This window comes from Streptomyces sp. NPDC001373, assembly GCF_042895815.1.
GTDB lineage: Bacteria > Actinomycetota > Actinomycetes > Streptomycetales > Streptomycetaceae > Streptomyces.
Map to the genome: position 1 here is coordinate 250,421 of NZ_JBIAWQ010000003.1, position 20,007 is coordinate 270,427.

19 protein-coding genes are annotated in these 20,007 nt (G+C 74.2%); 12 read left to right on the forward strand and 7 right to left on the reverse strand.

The annotated features are described in order from the left end of the window. Nucleotides 1-155 precede the first annotated feature (155 nt). The gene (locus tag ACFY15_RS09360) at nt 156-920 is read left to right on the forward strand and encodes a PIG-L deacetylase family protein (protein ID WP_390825277.1); all 765 of its coding nucleotides are present in this window, start codon (nt 156-158) and stop codon (nt 918-920) included. Between the two features lie 232 nt (nt 921-1,152). Here ACFY15_RS09360 and ACFY15_RS09365 read toward each other — a convergent pair whose 3' ends face one another. Both ACFY15_RS09365 and ACFY15_RS09370 read right to left on the reverse strand, forming a co-directional pair. After that, nucleotides 1,153-1,752, reverse strand: a complete 600-nt coding sequence (locus ACFY15_RS09365; protein ID WP_390687176.1) for an SMI1/KNR4 family protein — start codon at nt 1,750-1,752, stop codon at nt 1,153-1,155. 216 nt (nt 1,753-1,968) lie between these two features. Further along, entirely contained in the window at nt 1,969-2,187 is a 219-nt protein-coding gene (locus ACFY15_RS09370; RefSeq protein ID WP_390687177.1) for an SDR family NAD(P)-dependent oxidoreductase, read from the reverse strand. A 185-nt stretch (nt 2,188-2,372) separates the two neighbouring features. On the opposite strand from ACFY15_RS09370, the gene ACFY15_RS09375 reads away from it, so the two are divergent. The 5 genes from ACFY15_RS09375 to ACFY15_RS09395 all read left to right on the forward strand — a co-directional run bounded on the left by ACFY15_RS09375 (nt 2,373) and on the right by ACFY15_RS09395 (nt 7,058). Further along, entirely contained in the window at nt 2,373-3,350 is a 978-nt protein-coding gene (locus ACFY15_RS09375; protein ID WP_390687178.1) for an NADPH:quinone oxidoreductase family protein, read from the forward strand. Then, nucleotides 3,347-4,537 carry an acyl-CoA dehydrogenase family protein gene (locus ACFY15_RS09380; RefSeq protein WP_390687179.1) on the forward strand — a complete coding sequence of 397 codons (1,191 nt, stop codon included), beginning with the start codon at nt 3,347-3,349 and terminating at the stop codon, nt 4,535-4,537. Before ACFY15_RS09375 ends, ACFY15_RS09380 begins: the two co-directional genes overlap by 4 nt. Continuing rightward, nucleotides 4,534-5,682 (forward strand): acyl-CoA dehydrogenase family protein, encoded by a 1,149-nt coding sequence (locus ACFY15_RS09385; RefSeq protein WP_390687180.1) that lies wholly within the window; start codon nt 4,534-4,536, stop codon nt 5,680-5,682. Before ACFY15_RS09380 ends, ACFY15_RS09385 begins: the two co-directional genes overlap by 4 nt. Nucleotides 5,683-5,797: 115 nt before the next feature. After that, nucleotides 5,798-6,166: a tyrosinase family oxidase copper chaperone gene (locus ACFY15_RS09390; RefSeq protein ID WP_390687181.1), complete on the forward strand. Its 369-nt coding sequence runs from the start codon at nt 5,798-5,800 to the stop codon at nt 6,164-6,166. Between the two features lie 28 nt (nt 6,167-6,194). Next, entirely contained in the window at nt 6,195-7,058 is an 864-nt protein-coding gene (locus ACFY15_RS09395; RefSeq protein WP_390687182.1) for a tyrosinase family protein, read from the forward strand. Nucleotides 7,059-7,160: 102 nt separating this feature from the next. Here the strand turns inward: ACFY15_RS09395 and ACFY15_RS09400 are convergent, their stop codons facing one another. Together ACFY15_RS09400 and ACFY15_RS09405 are read right to left on the reverse strand one after the other, a co-directional pair. Then, nucleotides 7,161-7,445 (reverse strand): chaplin, encoded by a 285-nt coding sequence (locus ACFY15_RS09400; RefSeq protein ID WP_042809228.1) that lies wholly within the window; start codon nt 7,443-7,445, stop codon nt 7,161-7,163. A gap of 94 nt (nt 7,446-7,539) precedes the next feature. Continuing rightward, nucleotides 7,540-7,863: a hypothetical protein gene (locus ACFY15_RS09405; RefSeq protein ID WP_390687183.1), complete on the reverse strand. Its 324-nt coding sequence runs from the start codon at nt 7,861-7,863 to the stop codon at nt 7,540-7,542. A 148-nt stretch (nt 7,864-8,011) separates the two neighbouring features. On the opposite strand from ACFY15_RS09405, the gene ACFY15_RS09410 reads away from it, so the two are divergent. Next, entirely contained in the window at nt 8,012-9,466 is a 1,455-nt protein-coding gene (locus ACFY15_RS09410) for a carboxylesterase/lipase family protein (RefSeq protein ID WP_390687184.1), read from the forward strand. On the opposite strand, the gene ACFY15_RS09415 is transcribed toward ACFY15_RS09410, so the two are convergent. Continuing rightward, the gene (locus ACFY15_RS09415; RefSeq protein WP_390825278.1) at nt 9,444-10,799 is read right to left on the reverse strand and encodes an alpha/beta hydrolase; all 1,356 of its coding nucleotides are present in this window, start codon (nt 10,797-10,799) and stop codon (nt 9,444-9,446) included. The genes ACFY15_RS09410 and ACFY15_RS09415 overlap by 23 nt on opposite strands. A 268-nt stretch (nt 10,800-11,067) precedes the next feature. Between ACFY15_RS09415 and ACFY15_RS09420 the strand changes: the two genes are divergently transcribed. The 3 genes from ACFY15_RS09420 to ACFY15_RS09430 are packed head-to-tail and all read left to right on the forward strand — an operon-like array spanning nt 11,068 to nt 14,301. After that, the gene (locus tag ACFY15_RS09420) at nt 11,068-11,949 is read left to right on the forward strand and encodes an alkaline phosphatase family protein (protein WP_390825279.1); all 882 of its coding nucleotides are present in this window, start codon (nt 11,068-11,070) and stop codon (nt 11,947-11,949) included. 2 nt (nt 11,950-11,951) lie between these two features. After that, nucleotides 11,952-13,214 (forward strand): MFS transporter, encoded by a 1,263-nt coding sequence (locus ACFY15_RS09425; protein ID WP_390687187.1) that lies wholly within the window; start codon nt 11,952-11,954, stop codon nt 13,212-13,214. 58 nt (nt 13,215-13,272) lie between these two features. Then, nucleotides 13,273-14,301, forward strand: a complete 1,029-nt coding sequence (locus ACFY15_RS09430) for a TolB family protein (protein ID WP_390825280.1) — start codon at nt 13,273-13,275, stop codon at nt 14,299-14,301. Nucleotides 14,302-14,406: 105 nt separating this feature from the next. Here the strand turns inward: ACFY15_RS09430 and ACFY15_RS09435 are convergent, their stop codons facing one another. Beyond that, nucleotides 14,407-15,093 (reverse strand): GNAT family N-acetyltransferase, encoded by a 687-nt coding sequence (locus ACFY15_RS09435; protein ID WP_042814368.1) that lies wholly within the window; start codon nt 15,091-15,093, stop codon nt 14,407-14,409. Between the two features lie 858 nt (nt 15,094-15,951). Here ACFY15_RS09435 and ACFY15_RS09440 point away from each other — a divergent pair. Both ACFY15_RS09440 and ACFY15_RS09445 read left to right on the forward strand, forming a co-directional pair. Then, complete coding sequence (locus tag ACFY15_RS09440) at nt 15,952-17,208, forward strand: MFS transporter (protein ID WP_390687189.1); 1,257 nt, start codon at nt 15,952-15,954, stop codon at nt 17,206-17,208. A gap of 49 nt (nt 17,209-17,257) precedes the next feature. Continuing rightward, nucleotides 17,258-17,935, forward strand: coding sequence for a (2Fe-2S)-binding protein (locus ACFY15_RS09445; protein WP_390687190.1), 678 nt, complete (start codon nt 17,258-17,260; stop codon nt 17,933-17,935). A 57-nt stretch (nt 17,936-17,992) separates the two neighbouring features. On the opposite strand, the gene ACFY15_RS09450 is transcribed toward ACFY15_RS09445, so the two are convergent. Beyond that, nucleotides 17,993-19,762 (reverse strand): S8 family serine peptidase, encoded by a 1,770-nt coding sequence (locus ACFY15_RS09450; RefSeq protein WP_390687191.1) that lies wholly within the window; start codon nt 19,760-19,762, stop codon nt 17,993-17,995. Between the last annotated feature and the right edge of the window lie 245 nt (nt 19,763-20,007).

Here is a 20,007-nt window from a genome sequence, read left to right on the forward strand (position 1 = left end):
CCGCCTCCTGACCCTGCCCGAGGAGTAGGCCGCCCCTTTCGGATCCCGGCGGTCGGGCCCGCGAACGCGGTGCGTGCGGGTCCGGAGAGCGTCCCGGCAGCGTCGGGCAGCGCCACCGGCCGCCCGTGACGGTCCGTTCGCCTATTGTGCGGCCTATGACCGAACAAGCTGATCAGCAGGCGCCCTTGCAGCCGATGCCCACCGACTGGCGGCGCGCCCTCGCGGTGGTCGCCCACCCCGACGACCTGGAGTACGGCGCCGCGGCGGCCATCGCCCACTGGACGGACGGCGGCCGCGAGGTCGCCTACGTGCTCGCCACCCGCGGCGAGGCCGGCATCGACGGGGTCGCGCCCGACGCGTGCGCCCCGCTGCGCGAGGCCGAGCAGCGCGCCAGCGCGGCCGTCGTCGGGGTCTCGACGGTGGAGTTCCTCGAACACCGCGACGGCGTCATCGAGTACGGCCCGGCCCTGCGCCGGGACATCGCGGCGGCCATCCGGCGCCACCGCCCGGAACTGGTGATCACGCTCAACCACCGGGACACCTGGGGCGGAGCCGAAGGCGGCGGGAACTGGAACAGCCCCGACCACAAGGCCGTCGGCCGGGCCGTCCTGGACGCCGCCGGGGACGCGGGCAACCGGTGGATCTTCCCGGAGCTCATCTCCGAGCAGGGCCTGGAGCCGTGGGACGGGGTGCGGTGGGTCGCCGTGTCGGGGACCACCACGCCGACGCACGCGGTCGAGGCCGGTCCCGGGCTGGAGCGCGCCGTGCACTCCCTGCTGGAGCACAAGGCGTACATCGCGGCCCTGACCGACGAGGACCCGCACGAGTACGTCAGGAACTTCCTGACCGGCAACGTGCAGCAGGCGGCGGCCCGCTTCGGCGGTGTCCCGGCGGTCCCGTTCGAGGTCTTCCCCCGCTGATCGTCCGCAGTACCCGACGATCCGTCAGTTCATGGTCGTCGGGGCCGCGGACGACGCCGTCTTCGCCCTGCCCGAGGCGCGGCCGAGGGTGGCGGTCGACGCCTCCGCAGACGCCGCCCCGCCGGCCGCCCTCGACCGCGCCGCGATGACGGCTGCCCTCACCCTGGCCTCCGAGGACGCCCGCGAGGGCTTCACCGCGGCGGCCGCCCGCCGGCCCCCGCACTTCAGGGCGTCAGGCCGTCTTGGGCCTGCGCAGCCCGAGGAAGCCCTGGTACTCGGCGCGCATCAGGGCGGCGAAGGAGTCGTAGCGCTTCGGTCCGTACCCGCTCCAGGAGGAGTACCGGTACGCTGCCCACTCGCCGTCGCCGTCCACGTCACCGGGGTCGAGGAGCAGCCAGGTCTGGTCCCCGGCCAGGGATATCTGCACCGAGCGGTTCCACCGGGCGCTCTCGTACTCCTCCTCGTCCTCCTCCTCTTCTTCGTCCTCGTCCTCCGCGTCGAGGTCCGCGTCCAGGTCCTCCCGCTCCCACATGGTGAGCTCCTCGTGGAGGGCGGCCGTCAGCTCCCGGACCAGCCCCACCCCGGCCGCCGGCGCCAGCAGCTCCACGAACTCCCCGGCCCACCGCCAGCCGTCGCTGACCTCCAGGAACGCGCGGTAGGAGGGCGGCAGCGGGGCCCCGAGCCGGGCTTCGAGCGCGGCGATCCGCTCCGGCGGGGCCGGTTCGAAGCCCAGCCGGCCGAGCGGCGGCTCCGAGGGCTCCTCGGCCCGCCGGGCGGCGTCGCGCTCGTCGCTCCAGGTGCGCAGGAAGGGTTCCCATTCGTGGATCTTCATGTTCCCGATGGTGCCGCACCCCACTGACACCGGCCCTCACGGGGTGAACGGGCCGCGCCCCAGCTGCTTGCGCACCGGCGCCACCGCCGCCCGGACCGGCGCCCGCCGCTGCCGGTTCGCCCCGCCGACCACCAGGGTGTGGCCGGTGATGAAGGAGGCCGGAGGCGGAGGGCGAGGCAGGGAAGACGGCGGCCCGGCCCGGTGCGCGGGGTGCGCTCACCCGCAGCGCGGGCTGCCGGCCGTCCCCCAGGGGTGGCGGATGTCGCAGACGGCGGCCGTCACCCGCTCCGCACCGGGTACGGCCGCCAGTTCCTCGCGGGCCGCCGCGAGCTGTCCGGCTCGCCGGCCGGCGATCACCAGGTCCGCGCCGATCCCAGCGAACTCGGCGGCGATGGCCTTGCCCAGCCCGGTGCCGCCGCCCGGCGCCGGGACCACCGGCCCCTCGTACATCCCGGGGGCAGGGCGGCCGTGCCGTCGGCCCGCCCGTCGCCGGAGACCGGCGCGTCGTCGCTGGGTCCGGGGCGTGCGGGCCGGGGCCGCCACCGAGGGTTCCCAAGGCATCAAGCGACCGCTTAGTATGCCGCCGAGCGTGGTTCCTCGACGGCGGCTGGAGGCCCCGGATGCAGGCATGGCGAGTACACACCACTGGAGAGCCCCGCGAGGCCATGCGCCTCGAGGAGGTCCCCGAACCGGTACCCGGCGAGGGCGAGGTCAGACTCAGGGTGCTCGCCGCCAACGTCAACTTCCCCGACGCGCTCCTCACCCGGGGCCAGTACCAGATCCGGCCCCCGCTGCCCTTCACCCCCGGCGTCGAGGTCTGCGCCGAGACCGAGGACGGCCGGCGCGTCATCGCCAACCCGAGCCTGCCCCACGGCGGGTTCGCCGAGTACGTCACCGCCCCCGCGCGCGCCCTGCTGCCCGCTCCCGACTCCCTCGACGACGCCGAGGCCGCCGCCCTGCACATCGGCTACCAGACCGGCTGGTTCGGCCTGCACCGCAGGGCGGGCCTCCGCAGCGGCGAGACCCTCCTCGTGCATGCCGCCGCCGGCGGGGTCGGCAGCGCCGCCGTCCAGCTGGGCAAGGCCGCAGGGGCCACCGTCGTCGGGGTCGTCGGGGGCAGGGCGAAGGCCCGCACCGCCGAGGAGCTCGGCTGCGACCTCGTCATCGACCGGACCGCAGAGGACCTCGTCGCCCGGGTCAAGGAGTTCACCGGTGGACGCGGCGCCGACGTGGTCTACGACCCCGTCGGCGGCGACGCCTACACCGCCTCCGCCAAGTGCGTCGCCTTCGAGGGCCGCATCGTCGTCGTCGGCTTCGCCGGCGGCACCGTGCCCGCCCCGGCCCTCAACCACGCCCTGGTGAAGAACTACTCGATCCTCGGGCTCCACTGGGGGCTGTACGCCGCCAAGGACCCCGCCGCCGTCCTCGCCTGCCATGCCGAACTCACCCGCCTCGCCGCCCGGGGGGCGGTCAGACCCCTGGTCAGCGAACGCGTCCCGCTGGCCGGGGCCGCCGGCGCCGTCCAGCGCGTCGCCGACGGCACCACCACCGGCCGGCTGGTCGTCGTCCCGTCCCTGCCGGACAGCGGGACGCGATGAGCGCCACCGCCGAAGGACTCCTCGCCCGCACCCGCGAGCTGCTCGCCGCCCACCCGCCCGCGGCCACCGCCCCCGCCGACTTCCTGCGCGCCCGCTTCGACGCCGGTCTCGCCTGGGTCCACTACCCCGAGGGCCTCGGCGGTCTCGGCGCGCCCCGCACCCTCCAGGCCGTCGTCGACGCCGAACTGGAGGCCGCCGGCGCCCCCGACAACGATCCCCGCCGCATCGGCATCGGCCTGGGCATGGCGGCCCCCACGATCCTCGCCCACGGCACCGAGGAGCAGAAGCGTCGCTTCCTCCGCCCCCTGTGGCTGGGGGAGGAGGTCTGGTGCCAGCTCTTCAGCGAGCCCGGGGCCGGCTCCGACCTCGCCGCCCTCGGCACCCGCGCCGTCCTCGACGAGGCCGCCGGGGAATGGGTGGTCGACGGGCAGAAGGTGTGGACCTCCAGCGCCCACACCGCGCGCTGGGCCATCCTCATCGCCCGCACCGACCCGGAGCTCCCCAAGCACCGGGGCATCACCTACTTCCTGTGCGACATGCACGCCCCGGGCGTCGAGGTCCGCCCGCTGCGCCAGATCACCGGCGAGGCCGAGTTCAACGAGGTCTTCCTCACCGGCGTCCGCATCCCCGACGCCCACCGCCTCGGTGCCGTCGGCGAGGGATGGGCCGTCGCCCGCACCACCCTCATGAACGAACGCGTCTCCATCGGCGGCATGCGCCTCCCGCGCGAGGGCGGAATGATCGCCCCCGTCGCCGCCGCCTGGCGCGAACGCCCCGGGCTCCGCACCCACGCCCTGCACCAGCGGCTCCTCGGCCTGTGGGTCGAGGCCGAGGTCGCCCGCCTCACCGCCGAACGGCTGCGCCAGCAGCTCGCGGCCGGCCGGCCCGGCCCCGAGGGCAGCGGGATGAAGCTCACCTTCGCCCGCCTCAACCAGGAGATCAGCGGCCTGGAGGTGGAACTCCTCGGCGAGGAGGGCCTCCTGTACGAGGACTGGACGATGCGCCGCCCCGAGACCGTCGACTTCACCGGCCGCGACGCCGGATACCGCTACCTGCGCGCCAAGGGCAACAGCATCGAGGGCGGCACCAGCGAGATCCTCCTCAACATCGTCGCCGAACGCGTCCTCGGACTGCCCGCCGAACCGCGTGACGACAAGGACACCCCCTGGAAGGACCTCGCCCGATGACCGCACGCCCGCCGCGGCCGGGCCACTCGGCCCCCCGCGCCCCCATCGACCTCCTCTACTCCGGCACGGAGGAGGAACTCCGCGCGGCCGTACGGTCCCTGCTCGCCGACCGCTGCGACACCGCGGCCGTCCTCGCCCGCGCGGAGACCGGCCGCCCCCACGACCCGGAGCTGTGGCGCACCCTGGCCGCGGAGATCGGCGCCGCCGGACTGCTCGTCCCCGAGAAACTGGGCGGGGCGGGCGCGGGCCACCGCGAGGCCGCCGTCGTCCTGGAGGAACTGGGCCGGGCCGTGGCCCCCGTCCCGTACCTGACCAGCTCCGTCCTCGCCACGGAGATCCTGCTCGCCTGCGCCTGCGAAGGACCCGAGGCCGCGGAGCTGGTACGGGAGGCGGCGACCGGCCGGCTCGTCTGCGTACCCGCCCTGCCGCTCACCCTGGCCCCCGGCGCGCCCCTGCCGGCGCCGCTCCACGACGCCGGGGGAGGGGTGCTCAGCGGCACCGTCACCTCCGTCGCCGACGCGGTGGCCGCGGACGTCCTGTTGGTCCTCGCCGACACCGGCCTCCACGCGGTCCCCGCCGACCGCGCCGTCCTGCACCCGGCGGTCCCCCTGGACCTGACCCGCCCCCTGGCCGCAGTCACCCTCGACTCCGCCGCCGGGACCCGCCTCGCGGACCCCGCCACCGCACGGGCGGCCGTCGCCGGCGCCCTGCTCTCCGGGGCGGGCCTGCTGGCCTCGGAACAGCTCGGGCTGGCCGAGTGGTGCCTCACCGAGACCGTCGCGTACCTGCGCGGCCGCCACCAGTTCAACCGTCCCGTCGGCTCCTTCCAGGCGCTCAAGCACCGCCTCGCCCGGCTGTGGCTGGAGGTGGCCTCGGCCCGCGCGGCCGCCCGGGCCGCCGCCGACGCCCTCGCGACGGCCGCCGCCGACGCCCCGCTGACGGTGGCCGTCGCCCAGGCCCACTGCTCCGGGGTCGCCGTCCGCGCGGCCGAGGAGTGCGTCCAGCTCCACGGGGGCATCGGGATGACCTGGGAACACCCCGCCCACCTCTACCTCAAGCGCGCCAAGGCCGGCTCCCTCGCCCTCGGCACCGCCGGCCACCACCTCGGCCTGGTCGCCGACTTCGCCGAACTCCCGGCTCCGTAGCGGCCGGGGCGGGCGGTCCGCGGCTCTCCGCGATCCCGCCCGCCCCGCCGAGGTGACCTCCCCCGCCACTCCGCGTTAGACCGCGTACGCGGACCACCGAGCGAGGGAGACCCGTATGCACGCCAGCGCCGCCGTACCGCGCACCCGCCGCGCCTTCCTCCGTACGGTGTTCGGGGCGACCGCCCTCGCCGGCACGGCCGCCGTGCTGGCCCCCGTCCTGCGCGCCCGCCGCCCGCGGCAGACCCTGGGCCCGGCGCCGCTCACCGAGGAGACCTACCGCGGCCGGCACATCAGCGTCGACCCCGCCCGGGCGGCGGTGCACATCGACGGCCGGCCCCTGCACGTCATGCGCCGCGCCGACGGCAGCTACCTCAGCGCGATGAACCACTTCCAGTCCTACGAGACCCCGCTGGAACTCGCCCGCGCCGCCGTCGACGAACTCGGCACCAGCCAGCTGGCCTTGGCCGCCCCGCACCACGGCTGAGGCACAGGAACCAGGAAGGACCCCCGCGGTGTACACCCGGCAGAACCAGAAGAACCTCACCAGCGCGCAGAAGAAGCGGTTCACGGCCGCGCTGCTGGAACTCAAGCGCAACGGCACCTACGACGAGTTCGTGCGCACCCACGGCACCTACTTCGTGCCCGACCGGGACCGGAAGCTGCGGGTGGGGCACATGTCCCCGTCGTTCTTCCCCTGGCACCGCAGCTACCTGCTGGAGTTCGAGAAGAGGCTGAGGGAGCTCGACCCCCAGGTCTCCATCCCGTACTGGGACTGGACCGCCGACTCCAGCCCCGCCTCCTCCCTGTGGGCCGAGGACTTCCTCGGCGGCACCGGCCGGAAGGGCGACCGCCAGGTGACCACCGGTCCCTTCGCCCACGAGCGGGGGAACTGGACCATCACCGTCGGGGTCAGCGAGGCCCCGTTCCTCACCCGCAACCTCGGGCGGCCGGACAACCCGATCTCCCTGCCGACCGCCGCCGAACTCCAGTGGGCGATCGACGATCCCGTCTACGACTCGTCGCCCTGGAACTCCACCACGGAAGGCGGCAGTTTCCGCAACAAGCTGGAGGGCTGGGCCGCGCCGAAGAGCGAGCGCTGGCGCAACCACAACAAGGTCCACCAGTGGATCGGCGGGCACATGACGGGCGGCACCTCCCCCAACGACCCCGCGTTCTGGCTGCACCACGCCTTCGTGGACCTCGTCTGGGACCGCTGGCAGCGGCGCCACCCCGGCTCGGGCTACCTGCCGGCCGCGCCGCTGGAGCTCGGCGACCTCCAGCGCGGCCGGGTGATCGCCCTCGACGAGCCGATGCCGCCGTGGGACGTCACCCCGCGCGAGATGCTCGGCCACGGGGGCATCTACCGCTACGAGTGAGGCGGCCCGCGGCGACCGGCCCGCTCGGGTGCGGGGCGCGCCGCACGTGAAGGGCCCCCGCCGCATGGCGGGGGCCCTCAGCCGGTCAGGCGCGGGAGGCGATCACTCGCCGTAGCTGCCGCCCTCGGTGTGGTGGTGGCCGCCGCCCGAGGCGTTGACGCAGGTGTTGCCGAAGGCCGGGTTCAGCAGGGCGATCACGTTGACGGTGTTGCCGCACACGTTGACCGGGACGTGAACCGGAACCTGGACGACGTTGCCCGACAGGACACCGGGGGAACCGACCGCCGCACCGTGCGCTCCGGCATCGGCGACGGCCAGACCGGCGCCGGCAGCCACGGTGCTACCGGCGACAGCGGTGATGGCGAATGCCTTCGCGATACGCGACATCAAGATCTCCTCGTGAGATGTGGGCGCCGCATCCTCTGCGGCATTTGACATGGCATACAACGCGGCGGGCGCCGAGTGGTCACGGCCCCTTCGGCTACCCGGGGACGGAAAAACGGACAGAGGCGAAGTAGGGCCGTACCGGAGTGACCGCATCCGGCCGCAGAACGGCCACGACGGGGCCCTTGCAGTGTGGTTCGCGGTACAGGGAGACGGTGAGCCCGGTGTGGTTCGTGACCGCGCGGCCACCGCCGCCCTCCGCCGCGACGCAGCCCTTCGGGGAGGTCACTCCGTGGACCCGGTCGTCCTGGCCGACGTACTGGAATCCGGGCCCGGCGGCCTGCGCCGCGCCGGCCGCCGCCGAGAGCAGGGCGCCGAGCGCCAGGGCCGTCGCGGCAGGGGGGATGAGGTTCGCTCGCATGCCGGTCCAACCCGGCCCTCCCGGGACCCGGTCACGCCTTGTCACCCCTCGGGCGGGTGTGCGACCGTGCTGGAAGTGCCCGGACGCGGAAGCGGACCGGGCCGGACCGAGGCCCGGCGCGGACCGGGGACGACCGAGGAGAGCGCGGATGGGCACAGCGGGCGGCTTCGACCGGCCCCGGGCCGGCACCGGGTACGGGGTCGTGGAGGGCCGCCGGCAGGCCGACGGCACCGCCGTGTTCCGGGGCCTCCCCTACGCCGCCCCGCCCACAGGCCCCCGCCGCTTCGCGGCCCCGCGGCCCCCGGACGCCTGGGACGGCGTACGCGACGCCGGGGCCTTCGGGCCGACCGCGCCCAAGGTGCCCTACCCGCCGGCCTTCGCCGCCCTGCTGTCCGACCCGGAGATCCCCGGCGAGGACTGCCTCACCCTCAACGTCTGGACCCCGGACCCGGCCCCCGGGGCCCGGCTGCCGGTGATGGTCTGGATCCACGGCGGCGCCCACACCCGGGGCTCCTCCGCGGTCCCCGTCTACGACGGCTCGGCCTTCGCCCGCGACGGGGTCGTGCTGGTCTCGGTCAACTTCCGCCTCGGGGTCCTCGGCTACGGGCTCTTCCCCGACGCACCGGCCAACCGCGGCCTCCTCGACCAGATCGCGGCCCTGGAATGGGTCCGGGACAACATCGCGGCCTTCGGCGGTGACCCCGGCCGGGTCACGGTCTTCGGCGAGTCCGCCGGCGCCATCAGCACCGGCGCCCTGCTCGCCGCCCCCCGCGCGGCGGGCCTGTTCGCCCGGGCCGTCCTGCAGAGCGGGGCCCCCGAGGCGCTCCCGCGCGACCAGGTCCGCACCATGGTCCGCCGGATGGCCGCCCGGCTGCGGGTGCCCGCCACCGCCCGAGCCTTCGAGGCGGTGGGCCTGCCCGCGCTGCTCTCCGCCCAGGCGGCGGCGATGCGCCGCTCCTCCCCGGTGCTCGGCGGCCCCGCCTTCGGGCTGGTCATCGACCCGGACACGCTCCCGGTCGACCCGCTGGAGGCCGCAGCGGCCTCGGACGTGCCGCTGCTGATGGGCTGGACCGCGCAGGAGCACCGGCTGTGGCTCGCGCCGACCGGCGGGATGCGGCTGCTGGACCGGCTCGGCCCGCTGGCCGTGGTCTACGGCCGGATGCGCGGCGGCAAGGACGGGGCCGCCGTACGGGCGCTGCGCACCGCGCTGCCGGAGGCCTCCCCGGCCGACCTCGCCGGGCACCTGGTCACCGACCGGCTGCTGCGCGACCCCCTGCGCCGGATCGCCGGGGCCCGGCGGGCGGCCCCGAGCCACCTCTACGAGTTCCGCTGGGCCAGCGGCCTGCCCGGCCTCGGCGCCTGCCACGCGCTGGAGCTGGGCTTCGTCTTCGACACCCTCGGCCTGCCCGAGTCCTCCTGGCTGGCCGGGCCGGACGCGCCGCAGGCCCTGGCCGACGAGATGCACGGGGCCTGGGTCCGCTACGCCACCACCGGGGATCCCGGGTGGGCGCCCTGGAACGGCGACGGCCCGCCGAAGGTGTTCGGCGGGCCGGAGCCGGAGGCAGTGCATGCGGAGGCTGTTACTCCACTGGTCCTTCCATGACCTTGCTGATGAACTCGATCGGGCCTTCGCCCATGTTCGGCACGTAGGTCTTGGCATTGTGCTGACCGCCCGGGATCACTCTCAGGCTGGTGTGGATGGGACCCTTGGTATAGGTGGAGACGAACTTCTGGACGTCCGGGAGCGTCTTCTTGTTGCTCTCGTTGTCGCCGACCTGGAAGGCCAGGTAGACGTCCGGAGCACCCTTCTTGTCGATGAGCTGCTTGGCGAGCAGCTCGGGGTTGTTCTCGGCCTTCTCCTTCTCGTGGCCCACCCACAGGGGGGAGTCCGGGACGATGTCGGGTCCGGAGCAGATCGCGGCCTTGAACTTCTCCGGATACTTGAGCACGGCCTTGAGGCTGGAGAAGCCGCCCGTGGAGGAGCCCATGAAGGCCCAGCCGTCACGCGACTTGATGGTGCGGAAGTTCTCCCGCATCAGGTCCGGGACGTCGTCGGTCAGCCAGGTGCCCATCTTGGGCTGGCCCGGGATGTCGGAGCCGTCCCAGTAGATGGCCTTGGGCTCGTCCGGCTGGGGGTTGAGCACCGGCATCGCCAGGATGAAGGGCTTGCTCTTGCCCTCCGAGTACCACTTGCTGATGCTGGCCTGGAGCTTGAGGTCGGTGCCCATCCAGTAGTTGATCGGGTAGCCGGCGCCGCCGGGCAGGGCGATCATGACCGGGAAGCCGCTCTTGGCGAACTTGGGGTCGTTGTACTCCTTCGGAGCCCAGACCCAGACCTTGCCCTTGAAGCCCGACTTCTTGCCGTCCAGCTCGGTGACCGCCACGTGGGTGCCGTCCGGCAGGGTCGAGGCGTTCTTGAACTGGGCCGTCGGGTTCGTGGGCATCGACATCTTCGAGTTCGGCGCCTGCTTGGCCGCGCCGCCCTCGCCGCCCGCGGGCTTCCCGAAGGAGACGGATTCGCCCTTGTCGGTGAACGGCGGTATCTCGAAGTACGCCATCACGCCCGCGCCGATGCCGGCGAGGGCCAGCACGGTGACGCCCGCGATGATCCACTTCTTCGCCTTGGACTTGCGGCGCGGCGGCTCCTCCTCGTAGGGAGGCTCGTAACGGTCGTACTGCTGCTCGTACTGCTGCTGCTCGAAACGGGGCTGCTGCTGCGTGGGCGCCTCGTACCCGTACTGGTCCTGGCCGTACGGAGGGCGGCCGTAGGGCTGTCCGCCCTGCGGGGGCTGCTGCCCGTACGGGGACTGCGGCCGGCCGCCCTGGGGGGCGTACTGCGGCCGGCCCTGCTGCTGGCCGTACGGCGGGCGCGGCGGCGGGTTCTGACCTTCCGGCCTGTACGGCGGCTGGTACTGGCCGTCGGGTGAGTACGACATGTGCGGTGGCTCTCCGGCTGTTGCTGGCCCCGTCGGGGGTGATGACTGCTTCCGTTCGAATGATGAACGATAGTGCCCCGGGGTTCCCTATTTTTCTTTTTCTTGACGGTCCCGGGGGTAGGGCATTGCCCATCCCCTGTAGGGCGCACGGAGTTCCCCTGCTGTTACCCGCGCGTCCCTGGCCCATGCACATGCCCCTGGGTATGGTGCGTCCGCGCCGCCGCCCCCGACTTCCCCCATGTGCCCGGAGGTACATCCCGTGTTTGGCATGACCATTTCACGGCCTCGCCGCAGGACCGCCCTCGCCACCGCCTTCGGCGTCACCGCCGCCGGCGCCGCCCTCTGGGCCGGCCTCGGCAGCGCGCAGCCCGCGCACGCCGCGGGCCTGCCCGCCCCCGACCACACCGTCGTCGTGGTGTTCGAGAACCACGCCTACAACCAGGTCATCGGCAGCTCCAGCGCCCCGTACATCAACTCCCTGAAGGCCGGGGGTGCCAACCTCACCCAGTCCTACGGCATCACCCACCCCAGCCAGCCCAACTACATGCAGCTCTTCTCGGGCTCCAACCAGGGCGTCACCGACGACAGCTGTTACACCCCCGGCTTCAGCTCCGCGCCCAACCTGGCCTCCGAGCTGATAGCCGCCGGCAAGAGCTGGGGCAGCTACAACGAGACCCTCCCCAGCCAGGGCTCCACCACCTGCTCCAGCGGCAAGTACGCCCGCAAGCACAACCCCTGGTTCGCCTTCTCCAACGTGCCCACCGGCACCGCGAAGACGATGACCCAGTTCCCGACGGACTTCACCACCCTGCCCAAGGTGTCCTTCATCGTCCCGAACCTCTGCAGCGACATGCACGACTGCTCCGTCGGCACCGGCGACACCTGGCTCAAGAACAACCTCAAGGCCTACGCGGACTGGGCCAAGACCCACAACAGCCTGCTCGTCGTCACCTTCGACGAGGACAACCGCCTCGCCGGCAACCAGATCCCGACCGTGCTCTACGGCCAGCCCGTGACCCCGGGCTCCACCTCGTCCACCACCTACAACCACTACGACATGCTGCGGACCCTGGAGGGCCTGGCCGGGCTGACCACCCACGCCGGGAACGCCGCCACCGCCAAGGACATCACGGGGATCTGGGCTTCCTGACCATGTACGTCGCGGACAGTCGCGGTACCCCCGCGCCCGCCGTGGCCCACGGGACACCGGCCGTCGCCCCGGGCACCAGCCCGGGGCGGCGCGCCGCCCTTGCCCCCACGGTGCTCGCCCTGGGCACGGTCAGCCTGATCACCGACGTCTCCTCGGAGATGGTCACGGCCGTGCTCCCGCTCTACCTCGTCGCCGGACTCGGGCTCACCCCGCTCGGCTTCGGCCTCCTCGACGGGGTCTACAACGGCGTCAGCGCCCTGGTCCGCCTCACCGGCGGCCACCTCGGCGACCGGCTCGGCTTGCACAAGGCGCTCGCCGGCATCGGCTACGGCCTCTCCGCCCTGTGCAAGCCGCTGCTGCTGCTCGCCCACACCCTTCCCGCCATCGGCGCCGTCCTCGCCCTCGACCGCACCGGCAAGGGGCTGCGCACCGCCCCGCGCGACGCGCTGATCTCCCTCGCCGCCGCCCCCGAGGACCGCGGCCGCGCCTTCGGCGTGCACCGGGCGATGGACACCGCCGGCGCGCTCATCGGGCCGCTCCTCGCCTTCCTGATCCTGCGCGGCGCCGCCGACGGCTACGACGCCGTCTTCACCGTCAGCGCCTGCGTGGCCGCCCTCGGCGTCCTGGTGCTGGTCCTCTTCGTACCCGGCCGCCGCACGGAGCCCGCCCCCGACGCCGCCCCGGTCTCCCTGCGGGCCTCCCTCGGCCTGCTGCGCCGCCGGGACCTGCGCCGCACCGCCCTGTGCGCGCTGCTCCTGGGGCTGTGCACCGTCAGCGACGCCTTCGTCTTCCTGCTGCTGCAGAAGGCCACCGGGATCGCCGACCGCTGGTTCGCGCTGCTGCCGCTCGGCACCGCCGCGGCCTTCCTCCTGCTCGCGATGCCGCTGGGCCGCCTCGCCGACCGCGTCGGCCGCCGCCGGGTCTTCCTCGGCGGGCACCTCGCGCTGCTGCTCGCGTACGGACTCCTCCTCACCGGAGCCCAGCACCCGGCCCTGCCCTACGCGGTCCTCCTGCTGCACGGCGCCTTCTACGCCGCCACCGACGGCGTGCTCATGGCCGAGGCCGCCGGAGCCGTGCCCGAGGAGCACCGGGGCGGCGGGCTCGCCCTCGTCCAGACCGGCCAGGCTCTCGCCCGGTTCGCCGCCTCCCTGGGCTTCGGCGCCGCCTGGACCGTCTGGGGCGCCCGTCCCGCGCTCGCGGTGGCCGCCGTCCTGCTCGCCGTCGCCGTCGCCGGCTGCGCCCGGCTGAAGCCCGACGGGACCTGACCCCCGGCCGTCGTCCGCACCACCGCATCCCCACACGAGAGAGACCGAAGGCCCCCACATGACCCTCCAGCGCCGGATCCTGATCCTGGCCTGCGCCGTCGTCCTGCTCGCCGCCGTCGGCGTGATCGCCGTGGTCCGCGCCGGGTCGCGGGCCGACGAGAAGGACCAGGCCCGGCCCGGCGGCCCGCAGATCACCCCCGGCGCGGTCTCCCTCGCCCCGGGCGACGGGGGCCGGCGGATGGTCTTCCGGAACATGGCCTGGGGCCCGCACCGCGACGAGCTCGCCTCCGTCCCGGCCGCGGCCCCCGACGGCCCCCGCACCTCCTCCGGGGTGAAGTGCCTGCGCTTCTTCGCGGCCGCCGGCACCGGGATCTGCCTCCGGTCCGACAAGGGCGGGGTCCAGGAGAGCTACCGGGCGGTCGTCCTCGACGCAGGCCTCAAGGAGGTCGCCTCCCGCCCCCTCGCCGGCATCCCCACCCGGGCCCGGGTCTCGCCGGGCGGCCACCTGGCGGCCTGGACGGTCTTCGTGGGCGGCGACTCGTACGCGGGCACGAACTTCTCCACCCGCACCTCCCTGCTCGACCTGCGCACGGGGAGGTACGACGCCTCCCTGGAGGACTTCACGATCCTCATGGACGGCAAGACCTACCGGAACGCCGACGTCAACTTCTGGGGGGTCACCTTCGCCGCCGACGAGAGGACCTTCTACGCGACCCTCGCCACCGGCGGCCGCACCCACCTGGTCCGCGGCGACCTCGCCGAGCGCACGGTGACCGTCCTGCGCGAGAACCTCGAGTGTCCCTCGCTCTCCCCGGACGGGACCCGGCTGGTGTTCAAGAAGCGGGTGGAGGGCCTGCCCGAGGAGGCCCCCTGGCGGCTCTACGCCCTCGACCTCGCCTCCATGAAGGAGACCCCGCTCGCCGAGCAGCGCAGCGTGGACGACCAGGTGGTGTGGAACGACGACCGCACCGTCGTGTACTCCCTGCCCGGGGACTTCGGCGCGGACCTCTTCTCCGTGCCGGCCGACGGGAGCGGCGCCCCGGCCCGTGTGACGGCCTCGGCCCTTGCCCCGGCCTTCCTCGGCTGAGGAGCCGGGGAGTGGCCGGCACGAGGGCCGAGGGGGGTCCTGCGGCGCCGGGCGCCGCAGGACCGGGGATCCGGGCGGGCGGGTGCCCGCATGCCCGCAGGAGTGTTACGCCGGGATCAGCGTCCGGCGCCGGCGCCTGCGGGGGGCCGCCGCCGACAGCCGGAGCTCGATGATCGAGCGCACCGTGGGCCACTCCTCGTCGAGGATCGAGTAGAAGGCCGTGCTGCGGACCGCTCCGTCCAGCCCCCGCGAGTGGGCCCGGCGGACCCCTTCGCAGGTGAAGCCGAGGCGCTCCATCGCGGCCCGCGAGCGCCCGTTGCGGGCGTCCGCCCGCAGCGAGATGCGGCGCACGCCCCAGGTCTCGAAGGCATGGCGCAGCATGAGCAGCTTGGCCTCGGTGTTGATCCCGGTGCCCTGGGCGGCCGGGGACAGCCAGGTGTTCCCGATCTCGGCGGCGTCCGGGATCGCCGTCGCCGGATCCCCGAAGGGGACCCCGGGCACGGCGGGCCAGACGAGCGGACCCTGCCAGTAGTCGAGTTCCAGGAACCGGGTCGAACCGACGACCCGCCCGTCAGACGCTCTGACCACGGCGAACGCGAGGGATCGACCGGCTGCCTGATCGGAAAGGGCGCGGTCGATGTACTCGTGGGACGCCTGCAACCCGTGCGGCACGGGAGTGAAGGCGTAAGTCGTACGATCCTCGGCCCCGGCCTCGGCCAGGGCCTCGGTGTGGTGGGGGGCGAGGGGCTCGAGCCGCACGGAGCGGCCGGCGAGGAGTACGGGTACGGGCACGGAGCCTTCGGTCCTTCTGGGCGGTGGGGTGGTTGCACAGTCTGCGTCCCTGACGTCACCCCCCGCGCAAAACGCGGGTGAAAGGCAACGGGCTGTCAGGTGAACGCGAGTGGCTCAATGTAGCCCCTCAGGGTCCTCTCATGAACCCCCTATTTGGCAATGGCGCAAAGTGTGTTTTCGATGACTTTGGTCCGACGGCCCGGGAGCGCTTGATCCATGTTCTCCGACGCCCGGCCGGGCGGTCGGCCGGGGCCCCGCGGACGGCCGCGCCGACTGTCGCCGGCTCCCGTGTCAAGGCCTCTGACCTGCAAGGATGCGGGGAAGATCCGGAGGGGGAGGGGCAGGTGCCGGCCGCGGCCCCCGTCGGCGGCCCGGCCGGGTTCCTCCGCGGCCCGGGTGGCGAGCCGGCGGCCGCCGCGGGAGCGCCCGCGGACGGGCGGGCCGCGCCGGGGCCGGGGTTGCGCCACCCGGGTCCCGGCGCGGGTCCCGCGCGGGTCCCGTGTCCGCTCCGCCGCCGCCCCGCTCCAGGAGACCGGGGACGGCGCGGGGCGGCGGCGGAGGACCGCCGGGCGGCCTCCCGCGGAGGGGCGGGTCCGTGTGTGGAAGGGCTCATTGACACGATGCTGGCGCCCCGTGCGGACACCGGCCAGCCGGAGACGCCCGCCCGGGTCGGCGCCGCGGCACGGCCCGCCCGCCCCCGGGGCGAGGACGCCGCGCCGTGCGGGCCTGCCCGGCGGGCCGACCGGGCCGCGCGGCCCGGCCACGGCCCCGCACCCGTGGCCAGCCGGTGAAGTGGCCCACCTGACAGACTGCCGATCGGCCCGTTCCGGTGGGCCGCCGCGGTGATCCAATGGGCCGGTGACGATACGGTTCCTGCCCGCGCCCGGAGCGCCCCGCCGCCTGGCCGCCGCCCAGTTGAGCAACTCCGTCGGCGACGGCGCCTACTACGTGTGCTCCGCCCTCTACTTCACCCGCGTGGTGGGCCTCTCGCCCGCCCAGATCGGCCTCGGCCTGACTCTCGCCTGGGCGGTCGGCTCGGTCGCCGGCGTCCCGCTGGGGGCCCTCGCCGACCGCCGGGGGCCCCGCGGCACCTCGGTGCTGCTGGCACTGGCCACCGCCGCCTCGGTGGCCTCCTTCCTGTTCATCCGGTCCTTCGGGGCGTTCCTGTGCGCCGTGGTCCTCTACGCCGTCTCCCAGTGCGGGCTCGCGGCCGCCCGCCAGGCCCTGCTGGCGGGCCTGGTGGCCCCGGGGGAGCGCACGGGGGTGCTGGCGCACCTCCAGTCCACGCTCAACGCCGGTCTGGCCCTGGGCGCGGCCCTGGGCGGGCTCGCCCTCGGCGCCGGCACCGAGCGCGCCTACCTCGTCGTGTTCGCCCTGGACGCGGTGAGCTTCCTGGTCTGCGCCGCCGTGCTGCGCGGGCTGCCCGCGGTGGCGCCCGCACCCGGCCGGGCGGCGGGGGAGCCGCGGCTGGCGGTGCTGCGCGACCGGCCGTACGCCCTGGTCACGCTGCTCAACGCGGTCCTGCTGCTGCGGATGCCGCTGCTGAGCCTGGCGATCCCGCTGTGGATCGCCGAGCGCACCCAGGCCCCGGGCTGGCTGGTGTCGGCGCTGTTCGTGCTGAACACGCTCGCCGTGATGCTGTTCCAGGTGCGCCTGGCCCGGCCCGTCACCGACCTGGACAGCGCCGGGCGGGCCCTGCGGGTCTCGGGACTGGTCATGGCCCTGTCCTGCGCGGTGTTCGCCGTCTCGGCGCTGCCCTCCTCGGCATGGGCGGCGGCCGCGCTGCTCGTGGCGGGCGCCGCGCTCCAGGCCGACGCCGAGATGCGGCAGTCGGCCGGGTCCTGGCAGATCGGCTTCTCGCTGGCCCCCGCCGAGCGGATCGGGCAGTACCAGGGCTTCTTCGGCACAGGGGTCCCGGTGGCCCGCACCCTGGGCCCGCTGCTGCTGACGGCGCTGCTGCTGATGTGGGGGATCCCCGGCTGGCTGCTGCTCGGCGGCCTGTTGCTGGCGGCCTCGTTCGCCATGGGCCCGGCGGCCCGCTGGGCCCGTGCCGGGGCCGAGGAAGGCGGCGGGCGGGCGCGGGCCGCCGGGGCGGCCACGCCCGGGCTCTCCTGACCCCCTCCCGGCGGGCCGGGGCGGCAACGGGCCCTGCGATCATGCGGGCATGGACCTGGACGACGTACTGGGCAGGCTGGGGGCGGTCGGCCCCTTCTTCACCGTTCCGCACGGCGAGGAGCCGCCCGCACCGGGCTTCCGTCCCCTGACGGAGCTCTACGGGGAGGGGCTCGGCCCGTACGTCGCCGAGGTGGGCCGGCGGATCGGCACCGGGCCGGGCCGGGTGGCGGCCTCGACCGCGCAGTTCGGGATCGTCTCGCGGCTGTGGTCGCTGGGTCTCGGCTGCGCCGCCCTGGGCGGGGCGGTGCCGGACCTGGACCCCGGCCGGCTGTGGTGGCGGCTGCCCGACGGCGGCTCGCTGCAACTGTGGCTGCCCGCGCCGGCCGCCGTCCTGCCCGCCGGGGCCCTCGGGGAGACCGTGCTGGGGAACCTGGCCGTGCTGGACGCCGCGCTGGGACGGGCGTACGGGGTCTCGGGGAAGGTCCTGCGGGGCAACGCCGCGGCCGGGCTCGTCGGGGGCCTGCGGGTGCTGCTCGACCGGGTGCCGGGGGAGACGGCCGTGGAACTGGCGGCCGGCCTGCTGGCGGACGGCGGGGCCCTGGCCGGAACGGGGGAGTTCGTCCACGAGGAGGGCCTCGGGGTGGCCTTCGTCCGGCGCAGCTGCTGCCTCTACTACAAGGTGCCCGGTGGCGGGCTGTGCGGGGACTGCGTCCTGCGGACCCGGTAGCGCGACGGGGGCCGCCGGGGAGAGGGTCTCCCCGGCGGCCCCCGCCTCCGGTCCCGACTAGAAGGTCAGGTTCCAGGAGTCGATCTTTCCGGTGTCGCCGCCCGCGTTGTCGTTCACGCGCAGCTTCCAGGTGCCGTTCGCGACCTCCGAGGAGGCGTTGACGGTGTAGGTCTGGTTGATGTTGTCCGCGCTGCCGCCGGCCCGGTTGTGGACCGTGTAGACAGTGCCGTCGGGGGCGACCAGGTCGACCTTCAGGTCACCGATGTAGGTGTGGACGATGTTCACGCCGACCTTGAGGGTGGCCGGGGCGTTGCCGGTCACGCCGGTGACGGCGATGGGGCTCTCCACCGTGCTGTTGTCGGCGATCGCGAAGTCCGCGGTGTTCTCGAAGTACTTGCCCGCGGGCGGGGTGGCGCCGACCGCCTTCAGGGCGTCGACCTGGCCTTCGCCGAAGAAGGAGTTGTTGGCCGTGGTCCCGGTGCAGCGGCCGTCGGCCGGGCAGGGGATGTCGTTGGCCTGGGTGGCCAGCCTGTCGCGGATCTGCGCCGGGGTGATGCCCGGGTTGGCGCTCGCGATCAGCGCGGCGACGCCCACGACGTGCGGGGTGGCCATCGAGGTGCCGCTCTTGGTGCCGTACTTGCCGCCCGGCAGCGTGGAGTAGACGTCCTGGCCGGGGGCCGCGACGTCGATGACGCCCTGGCCGAAGTTGGAGAACGAGGCCTTGGTGGTGCCGGTGCCGTTCGCGGCGACCGTGACCACGCCCGGCAGCTCGGTCGGGATGTCCAGGCAGGCGTTGGTGATGGTGCGGGTGACCGGCGTCGAGTCGTTGGGGCTCGCGGTGTCGGTCGTCTTGTGGGCGAGGTCGTAGTTCTCGTTGCCCGCGGCGGCGATCTGGAGCGAGCCCTTGCCCTCGGCGTACTCCTGGGCGCGCTTGACGCCCTCGATGATGGCGGCCTGGTCGATGTTGTCCGGGCAGTTGAACTGCCACGGGTCGGTGTAGTAGCTGTTGTTGGTGACCTTGAAGCCGTGGTCACCGGCCCACACGAACCCGCAGATGGTGTTCTCGGCGAAGAAGAACGAGTTGCCCGGCTCGGCGACGCGGACGGCGGATATCTTGACGCCCGGGGCCACGCCGACGACGCCCTTGCCGTTCTTGGCGGCGGCGATGGTGCCCGCGACGTGGGTGCCGTGCGTGTCGACGTCACGCCAGGCGCCGGTGCGGGTGTCGGGCTTGCCGTAGGCGCAGGAGACGGAGTCCGCGGCGTTGAAGTTCGGCGCCAGGTCCTGGTGCTGGTCGTCCACGCCGGTGTCCAGGATGCCGACCTTGACCGACGCGGAGCCGGGGTTGACGGCCCAGGCCTGGTCGGCCTTGATCTGCGTCATGTCGGCTCGCGCGGGCTCGCCCGCCGGGGTGCTGGCCTGCGCCGGGTTGGCGGGCAGCGCCGGGTTGTAGGCGTCGGCGGGGACGTCCGAGGTACGGGTCGCGCCGACCTGCTGGACCCCGCTGACGCCGCGCATCGTGGCGGCGAAGGAGGCCGAGGAGGAGTGGGCGACGATGACGCCGATCTGGTCGAAGTACGAGAAGACCGTGCCGCCGTTGGCGGTGACGGCCGACCGGACCGCCGAGCTGTCGCCCGGGGTGGTGATCACGAGGTAGGCACGGGTGCCGGCAACCCAGGTCGCACTCTGGGAAGAAGCCGGGGCCGACGCCTTGGACGCCTTGGGGGCCACCGTGACGGCGGAGCCCGAGGGGCCGACGGGAGCGGTGCCGGCGAGCGCGGCGGGGGCTCCGAGGGTGAGGGCGGCGCCGAGGGCGGCAGCCACCACCAGGGCACGTCGAGGTCGACTGGATATGTGGGGTATCAAAACGTCCTCCGATGACCCGGTGATGGTGCTGGTGGCACCTGCCGGGCCGTACGTAACGAGTGGTGGACGCAAGATGTCAGACGCGCGGCCCCGGAGGGAAGTACCTTTTGCAGCGCTCGACTTGAGACTCGCTGGCCGAAACCCGACGGTCGGTCGCCGGTGGGGGCGTTTTCACGCCCTTCGCCGGACTTGTACCCGTTGTGGCG